Source organism: Bradyrhizobium sp., assembly GCF_036735945.1.
GTDB lineage: Bacteria > Pseudomonadota > Alphaproteobacteria > Rhizobiales > Xanthobacteraceae > Bradyrhizobium.
In genome coordinates this window covers 1-8076 of the sequence record NZ_DAINNI010000173.1, presented here as the reverse complement: position 1 = coordinate 8076, position 8076 = coordinate 1, and the positions used below count along the sequence as shown (strand labels likewise).

The following is an 8076-nucleotide window of genomic DNA, read 5'->3' as shown; positions in this document are numbered from 1 at the left end:
CGCCTCGCCTATGGCCGCCTGCGCCACGGCATGCACAACGTCGCCAAGGCGCAGCGCGCGCTCGACATGGCGGTGGCCCATGTCACCAAGCGCTCGACCTTCGGCCAGTTGCTCGCCGACCGCCAGGCCGTGCAGTTCATGCTCGCCGATTGCGCCAGCGAACTCTATATCGGCCGGCTGATGCTGCTGCACATCGCCTACAAGGCCGAGAAGGGTCTCGACATCCGCCAGGAGAACTCGATCGCGAAGATCTTCCATGCCCACATGGTGCACAAGGTGATCGACACCGCGATCCAGCTCCACGGCGCTCTCGGCTTCAGCCAGGATACGCCGCTGGCGAAGTGGTACACCCAGGTGCGTTCGCAGCGGCTGGTCGACGGTCCGGATGAAGTGCACAAGTGGAAGATCGGCAAGAACGTCATCAAGGCGTTCCGCGAGCACGGCACCACCGCGAGCGCGGCCGGTGGGGATTTGCTGTAGGAGCGTCATCCCGCAGTTGTCGTCATTGCGAGCGAAGCGAAGCAATCCACATCTCCGCACGGGGGTAGAGGATTGCTTCGTCGCTTCGCTCCTCGCAATGACGGAGGCGACGGTTAGCACGCGTCCCTCTCCGCCTCCACCGCCTGCCAGGCAATGTCACGCCGGCAGAATCCATCGGGCCACTTGATGCGGTCGACGGCCTGATAGGCGCGCTCTCTCGCCTCGGTCACGGTCTTGCCCATCGCGCAGACGTTCAGCACCCGGCCGCCATTGGCGACGATTCCGCCATCCTTTGCCGCCGTACCGGCATGGAATATCTCGACGCCCTCGATCTTGCCGGCATCATCGAGGCCCTCGATGCGCGTGCCCTTCCGGTAGTCGCCGGGATAGCCCTTGGCCGCCATCACCACCGTCAGCGCCGGATCGGGGAACCAGCGCAGATCAAAGTGCTTCAACTCCCCGTCGCAGGACGCCAGGAACGCCGGCACAATGTCGGACATCATCCGCAGCATATGCACCTGGGTTTCGGGATCGCCGAAGCGGACGTTGTACTCGAACAGTTTTGGTCCCTGCTCCGTCAGCATCACGCCGGCATAGAGCACGCCGCGGAACGGCGTGCCGCGCTGCTTCATGCCGGCCACCGTCGGCAGGATGATCCGCGCCATGATCTGATCGTGAATTTCCGGCGTCACGAACGGCGTCGGCGAATAGGCACCCATGCCGCCGGTGTTCGGTCCCTCGTCATGATCGAACACGCGCTTATGGTCCTGCGCCGAGGCGAGCGGGATCGCCGTCTCGCCGTCGCAGAGCGCGAAGAAACTGATCTCGCGCCCGACGAGACACTCCTCGATCACGACCTCGGCTCCTGAGGCACCGAACGCGCCGTCGAACATCATGGCGATGGCAGCTTCGGCCTCGGCCAGCGTCTTCGCCACCACGACACCCTTGCCGGCCGCCAGCCCGTCGGCCTTGACCACGATCGGCGCACCCTGGGCGCGGACGTAAGCCAGCGCATCATCAGCGTTATCGAAGCGCCGGTAGGCGCCCGTCGGGATATTGAACTCGCTGCACAGGTCCTTGGTAAATCCCTTGGAGCCCTCGAGTTGCGCCGCCTCCTTGCGAGGGCCGAACGCCTTGATGCTTACAGCCGCGAGATCATCGACGATGCCGGCTACCAGCGGCGTCTCCGGGCCGACCACGACAAGATCGACGGCGTTGCGCTTGCAGAACTCGATCACCGCCGGATGATCTGTTATATCGAGTGCGACGCACTCGGCCTCCCGCGCCATGCCGGCATTGCCGGGTGCGCACCACAGTTTTGTGAGCAGCGGGGAAGCGGCGATCTTCCATGCGAGAGCGTGTTCGCGGCCGCCGGAACCGAGCAGGAGAATCTTCATTGGGAGTGCAGCCAATTGGAGGGTTGCCGGCTATTGCACGACGGTTTAGCACGGCGGCGGCCGACCGCAACAATGGGCCCAATCCTGTGTGGATATGTGTCCTGACACACCTATCCCGGCCCCGGCACCTTGCGGAAGCGCTGGAAAAGGCCGATTCTAAGCCCTGACATGCCTGCTGAAAACGTCAACAACGCGCCCGAATTCACCGTCTCCGAACTCTCCTCCGCCCTCAAGCGCACGGTGGAGGACCGCTTCGGCCATGTCCGCGTCCGCGGCGAGATCTCCGGCTTCCGCGGGCCGCACTCGTCGGGACATTGCTATTTCGCGCTGAAGGACGAGAGCTCCAAGATCGAGGCGGTGATCTGGAAGTTCGCCCACGCCCGGATGCGTTTCAAGCCGCAGGAAGGGCTCGAGGTCATCGCGACCGGCAAGCTCACGACCTATCCGAACTCCTCGAAATACCAGATCGTCATCGACTCGCTCGAGCCGGCCGGCGTCGGCGCGCTGATGGCGCTGATGGAGGAGCGCAAGAAGAAACTCGCCGCTGAGGGCCTGTTCGACGAGGCGCGCAAGCAGCTGCTGCCCTGGCTGCCGGAAGTGATCGGCGTCGTCACCTCGCCGACCGGCGCCGTGATCCGCGACATCCTGCACCGCCTGCAAGACCGCTTCCCCCGCCGCGTGCTGGTGTGGCCGGTCAAGGTGCAGGGCGAAGGCTCGGCCGAGCAGGTCGCCGCCGCGATCCGCGGCTTCAATGCGCTGCCGGAAGGCGGCCGCATTCCGCGCCCCGACCTGTTGATCGTGGCGCGCGGCGGCGGCTCGCTGGAGGATTTGTGGTCGTTCAACGAGGAGATCGTGGTCCGCGCCGCCGCCGACAGCATGATCCCGCTGATCTCGGCCGTCGGCCACGAGACCGATATCACGCTGATCGACTTCGCCGCCGACAAGCGCGCGCCGACACCGACGGCGGCGGCCGAAATGGCCGTTCCGGTGCGCAGCGAATTGTTCGCCGAGGTCGAGAGCCTGGCGCGGCGCACGATGGTGTGCTGGCAGCGCGGCCAGGAGAGCCGCCGCAACGAACTGCGCGCCGCCGCCCGCGCGCTGCCGAGCCTGAGCGAGTTGCTCGCGATCCCGCGGCAGCGGCTGGACCATCTCGGCGCCGCCCTGCCCCGCGGCCTGAAGGCCAACACCCACGCCCATCACCGCCGGTTCTCGCAGCTCAGCGCCGGCCTGACGCTGAAGGTGCTGCGCGGACAGGTCGCCCAGGCCAACCATCGCCTCACCGTATCAGGGGAACGCATCCGTCTCTCCGCCCGCGCGCTGCTGCGCCAACGCCGCGAACGATTCGCGGGGCTGGAGGTCAGGCTCAAGGCCTCGAAGCTCTCGAACGCGCAGGCGCAGCGCAACGCCATTGCACGCGACCGCGAGCGCATGCAGCGGCTGGCCGAACGCGCCCGCCGCGCGCTGCTGACGACCATGCAACGCCTCGATGCCCGCGTCGCGCATAATGGCCAGTTGCTGTCGGCGCTGTCCTATCGCGGCGTGCTGGCCCGCGGCTTTGCGCTGGTGCGCGACGAACAGGGCCACGCCGTCCATGCCGCCGCCGCGGTCGGACCGAGCGCCCGTCTCTCGATCGAATTTGCCGATGGCCGCGTCGGCGCCGTCGCGGATGCGGATCGTCCTGCCGCAGCGGCTCCTGCCGACAAGCCCGCCCAGCGCGAGGCGAAGGTAACGGCGCCCAAGCGCGTATCGAAGCCGATCGATCAGGGAAGCCTGTTCTGATCAGCGCGCCAGCCATTCGCTGACGCGCTCTTGCGCATCCTTGCGCGCCTCCGCGTCGGTGCCGATATGGCCGCGTTCGGGCAGTTCGGTGTCGGAACCTGCGATCGCGCGCAGCGGAAGGTTGGCGCGGTCGAAATCATGGGCCGCGCCGGGATAGACGATGATCCGCGCCAGCGCGCTGCGGCCTCGCGCGCCCTCCACCACCTGGCGGCAGGCCAGCGGTGAACTGACGTCATCCTTGGCGCCGATCAGCAATAGCGTCGGTACGCGCGTGCTCCAGCCGAGACCGGATGAGACCCGGCAATCCGGATAGAATGCGATCGCCGAACGAAAGTCGGGGTCGGTGCCGCGCGACAGCGACTGCGGACGCACCGCCCACAATAGCGCGCTGGCGCCGTTCGCCCATCCCATCAGGCTGATGCGGTCCCGCGCCACCCACGGCTGCTGCAACAGCCATTGCCGCGACGCATTGACATCGGCGACCCGCTCGCGGCGGGCGAGCACGCGGCGCTCCTTGGCGCGGCATTGCGGGCCGAGTTCGCGCGAACCGTAGCTGTCCGGCAACAGCACCGCATGGCCGGACCGCAACAGCTCTGCCGCCCAGTCGCGGTAGCGCGGCAGCACCGGCTCCGACGGTGTTCCCAATCCGCCGCAGCCGTGGAGCGCGACAACGGTCGGAAACGGCCCCAGGCCTTCGGGCTTGTAGAGTTGCGCATGCAAGGTCAGGCTCGCGGCCGGGATATCGACGGCCTGCGGCGCCGGCAACGGCGCGGCGCTTGCTGTGCAGGCCGCGGCGAGGAGCGTCAGGGATAGCGCTGCTGGCAATAAACGCATGATTGGGGCCGGATGGTTGTGGCGCCGCGGTCACAGCGAAATTAAGGCTATCATGCGCCCTTGGGCAAAATCATCACAAGTAGGTGGGTTTCCACGGCGGACAGTACGACCTATTTATGATAGATCGAATCCTGAAAATGTACTTGAGGCCGGCCCGCACGGGGCAGCCGATCGGAGAGTTTGGCGGTGCTTAATAAATTCGGATCCTCGGGCCATGGCGAAGCGCAGGTGCAGTATCTCGACGGCGATTTCCGTGTGATCTCGCCCGGGACCTATGTGCGCTGCGCCATCACCGACGCGCGGATTCCGCTCGACGAATTGAAGTACTGGAGCGTCGACCTGCAGGAGGCCTATGCGATGCCGAGCGCGGTGCTGCAGCGGCATTTCCCGGGCGCGCTGAAGGCGGATTAGACTAGGTCGCCTTTCGTCGTCCCTATTCGTAGCCCGGATGAGCGCAGCGACATCCGGGGCCTAACGTAGACTTATCCCGGATATCGCTGCGCTCATCCGGGCTACGATTCTTTCCTCTCCCGGGCTTTGAACAGGCGATTCATGACGAACTTGCGGAGCAGCGCCGGCTCGTCGAATTCCAGCGTCACCGCGAACGGCACGATCGGCTGCGCCTTGTCACGCAGCCGCGCCATATCCTTTTCCGTCGTCACCAGCGTCAGCGCCTCGCGCTTCGCCTCGGCGATCAGGCTTTCGATCTCGGCCTGCGAATACGGATGATGGTCGGCGAAGGCGTGCTGGCTCGCGACATCGATGCCGCTGGCGCGCAGCGTGGCGAAGAATCGCGCGGGATCGCCGATACCGGCGAACGCCAGCACGCGCCTGCCCCGCAGCTGGGCCACCGCTTCCTGATCCGGCTTCAGCCACGCGCGCAGCACCGGCTTGCCTTGCGCCGCAATCTCTGCCGCCACCGCCGCGGCGGCTGCGCCGTCGCCGACAATGATCAGCGCATCGGTGCGCGCCAGTTGCGGCCGCAGCGGCGCGCGCAGGGGACCTGCCGGAAATACCTGTCCGTTGCCGATGCCGCGCTCGCTGTCGATCACGATCAGCGACGCGTCCTTGACGATCGAGGGATTCTGGAAGCCGTCGTCCATCAGGATCACGGTCGCGCCTCGCGACCGCGCCAGCGGCACGCCATCCGCGCGCCTGCGCGACACCACGACCGGCAAATGGCCCGCCAGCATCAGCGGTTCGTCGCCAACATCGGAAGCCGCGTGCCTGTCGGGATCGACCTTGACCGGCCCGCGCAATTTACCGCCATAACCGCGGCTCAGCACCACCGGCGTCTCGCCGAGCTCGCGCATGAGTCTTGCGAGCGCCAGCACGGTCGGGGTCTTGCCGGCGCCGCCGACGTGATAATTGCCGACGCAGAGCACGGGAATGCCGGCGTTCAATCCCCTGCGCTGCAGGCGCCTGGCGGCGATGGCGCCATAGAGCGCGCCGAGCGGTTTCAACAGATGCGAATTCAGCGAAGCCGGGCCGTGCCAGAAGCCCGGCTCACGCATTGGCCGCTCCCATCTCGATCCGCAATTGCAGCAGATACGGTTCGAGCGCGGACAGCGTCCGCTCCAGCGCGCCGCCGAGATGTCCGACGACGTGTTCGGACGCCCTGAGCACGGCCTCGCGCGCATTGGGATCGGCAAGCATCTGCCCGAAATGCTTTGTCAGCGCTTCCTGCGTATCGGCCCGCCGCGCGCCGCCGGCGGAATCGAGCGCTTCATAGACGTCGGTGAAATTGAAGACATGGGGGCCGTGGACGATGGAGGCGCCGAGCTTGATCGCTTCGATCGGGTTCTGCCCGCCACGCTCGACCAGCGAGCCGCCCATGAACACGATCGGCGCCAGCCGATAGAACAGCCCCAGTTCGCCCATGGTGTCGGCGACGTAGATGTCGGTGGTGGCGGTCGGCAATTCCTCGCGCGAGCGCAGGCTGGGATTGAGGCCGCTTGCTTCGATCATCCGCGCGATGGCTTCGCCGCGCTCGGGATGCCGCGGCACGATCACGGTCAGGAGCTTCGGAAAATAACCGGCGAGCGCGCGGTGGGTTTCGGTGAGGATTTCCTCCTCGCCGGGATGCGTGGAGGCCGCGACCACGACCGGACGGCCGCGGGTCATCGACATCAGCATGTCAAGCCTGTTGGCGTCAGCCGGCGGCGCGGGAACGTCGAGCTTGAGATTTCCGGTGACGATGATGTTGTGGCTGCCCAGCGCGGCGAAGCGCTCGGCGTCGGTTTTCGATTGCGCGAGGCAGATGTCGAACTTGTCGAGCAGCGCCGAGATGGTTCCCTGGACACGCTGCCAGCGCGGAAACGAGCGGTGCGACATCCGCCCGTTGATCAGCACCATCGGCAGCCGCCGCGCGGCGCTGGACAGGATCAGGTTCGGCCACAGATCGGATTCGATGAACAGCGCCAGCGACGGCTGCCAGTGATCCAGGAACCGCGCGACATAGCGCGGCGAGTCATAGGGCACGTATTGGTGGATGACGTCGGGCGGGAACCGCTTGGCGACGATCGCGGCCGAAGTCACCGTGCCCGAGGTCACGAGGATGCGCAGATTCAGCGCCCGCAACCGCTCGATCAGCGCCGCCGCCGCCAGCACTTCGCCGACGCTGGCGCCGTGAATCCACACCAAAGGACCTGCCGGGCGGACATCGGCACTGAGGCCGCGGCGTTCGCCGATCCGCGCCGGATCTTCCTTGCCGAGCCTCAATCGCCGATTGATCAATGCAGGCGACAACGGCACCATCGCGAACGACAGTTTCCGGTAGACGCGCAACGTCATCGGCAGCGAATTAGCCAAGAGCGGCCTCCGGACGCCCGACGGCGGCATAGGCACGACGGGTCGCTTCGTTCAGATAAGTTTCTACCTGAAGACGCAGTTTTTCCATAGTCTCGGCATCGGCATCCGGCGGAACATACACGGCTTCGATGCCGACCAGCGCACCGCGCCCGAACGGCAAGTTGATGGTGGAAGAATCCCAGTTCTTCAACCGGATGAATCGGCTGGTCGCCATCGCAAAGGGCATGATCGGCCGCCCCGACTCGCGCGCGAGCATGATGACGCCGAGCCCGACCACCCGCGCGCGCTTCGGCACGTCGGCGGTGGTGGCAACGTTCCACTTGTCCTCCAGCGCCTGAAGCATCTCACGGAACGCGCCGACTCCGCCCTTGCGGTGAAACGCGCCGCCATGGTCGCCGGATCCCCGGATGGTTCCGATGCCGAGCCGCTCGGCGGCGATCGCATTGAACTCGCCGTCGCGATGCCGCGAGATCAGGACCTTGGCGCGGTAGGTTTCCTTGGTCTTGATGAACGGCGTCATGAAATGCTGGCCGTGCCAGAACGCGAAGATCGCCGGCATTTGCGGCTCGACCTGCGCATAGACGTCGGCCGGCTCATAGCTGAAGCGGTTGGTCAGCCAGACCAGCCGCAGATACTCGGCCGCAAGCACACCCAGCACGCGCTGAACGAAGGCGCTGCGCAGCAAATCGCGAAGGAGGCGTTTCAACTGGATTACTTCGCGTCTTGACCTGGATCGAGCAGCCGGTGGAGGTGAACCACGAAATAGCGCATGTGG

8 protein-coding genes are annotated in these 8076 nt (G+C 66.2%); 3 read left to right on the top strand and 5 right to left on the bottom strand.

Annotated features, from left to right (window positions below):
• Positions 1-480, top strand: a 480-nt coding sequence (locus V7E26_RS27870) for an acyl-CoA dehydrogenase family protein (protein WP_324422554.1), incomplete at its 5' end; no start/stop codon positions are given.
• Between the two features lie 113 nt (positions 481-593).
• On the opposite strand, the gene purD is transcribed toward V7E26_RS27870, so the two are convergent.
• On the bottom strand, positions 594-1877 hold the full coding sequence (gene purD / locus V7E26_RS27865; protein ID WP_324422552.1) for a phosphoribosylamine--glycine ligase: 1284 nt from the start codon (positions 1875-1877) through the stop codon (positions 594-596).
• A 168-nt stretch (positions 1878-2045) separates the two neighbouring features.
• Between purD and xseA the strand changes: the two genes are divergently transcribed.
• Complete coding sequence (gene xseA / locus V7E26_RS27860) at positions 2046-3656, top strand: exodeoxyribonuclease VII large subunit (protein WP_324422550.1); 1611 nt, start codon at positions 2046-2048, stop codon at positions 3654-3656.
• Here the strand turns inward: xseA and V7E26_RS27855 are convergent, their stop codons facing one another.
• Positions 3657-4490 (bottom strand): dienelactone hydrolase family protein, encoded by an 834-nt coding sequence (locus V7E26_RS27855; protein ID WP_324422548.1) that lies wholly within the window; start codon positions 4488-4490, stop codon positions 3657-3659.
• 186 nt (positions 4491-4676) lie between these two features.
• Between V7E26_RS27855 and V7E26_RS27850 the strand changes: the two genes are divergently transcribed.
• Positions 4677-4901: a DUF2093 domain-containing protein gene (locus V7E26_RS27850; RefSeq protein ID WP_324422546.1), complete on the top strand. Its 225-nt coding sequence runs from the start codon at positions 4677-4679 to the stop codon at positions 4899-4901.
• 101 nt (positions 4902-5002) lie between these two features.
• Here V7E26_RS27850 and lpxK read toward each other — a convergent pair whose 3' ends face one another.
• The 3 genes from lpxK to V7E26_RS27835 are packed head-to-tail and all read right to left on the bottom strand — an operon-like array spanning position 5003 to position 8007.
• The gene (gene lpxK, locus V7E26_RS27845) at positions 5003-6004 is read right to left on the bottom strand and encodes a tetraacyldisaccharide 4'-kinase (protein ID WP_324422544.1); all 1002 of its coding nucleotides are present in this window, start codon (positions 6002-6004) and stop codon (positions 5003-5005) included.
• Positions 5997-7331 carry a 3-deoxy-D-manno-octulosonic acid transferase gene (locus V7E26_RS27840; protein ID WP_324422558.1) on the bottom strand — a complete coding sequence of 445 codons (1335 nt, stop codon included), beginning with the start codon at positions 7329-7331 and terminating at the stop codon, positions 5997-5999. The genes lpxK and V7E26_RS27840 overlap by 8 nt, the downstream gene beginning before the upstream one ends.
• Complete coding sequence (locus V7E26_RS27835) at positions 7294-8007, bottom strand: lysophospholipid acyltransferase family protein (RefSeq protein ID WP_324422542.1); 714 nt, start codon at positions 8005-8007, stop codon at positions 7294-7296. The genes V7E26_RS27840 and V7E26_RS27835 overlap by 38 nt, the downstream gene beginning before the upstream one ends.
• Positions 8008-8076 lie beyond the last annotated feature (69 nt).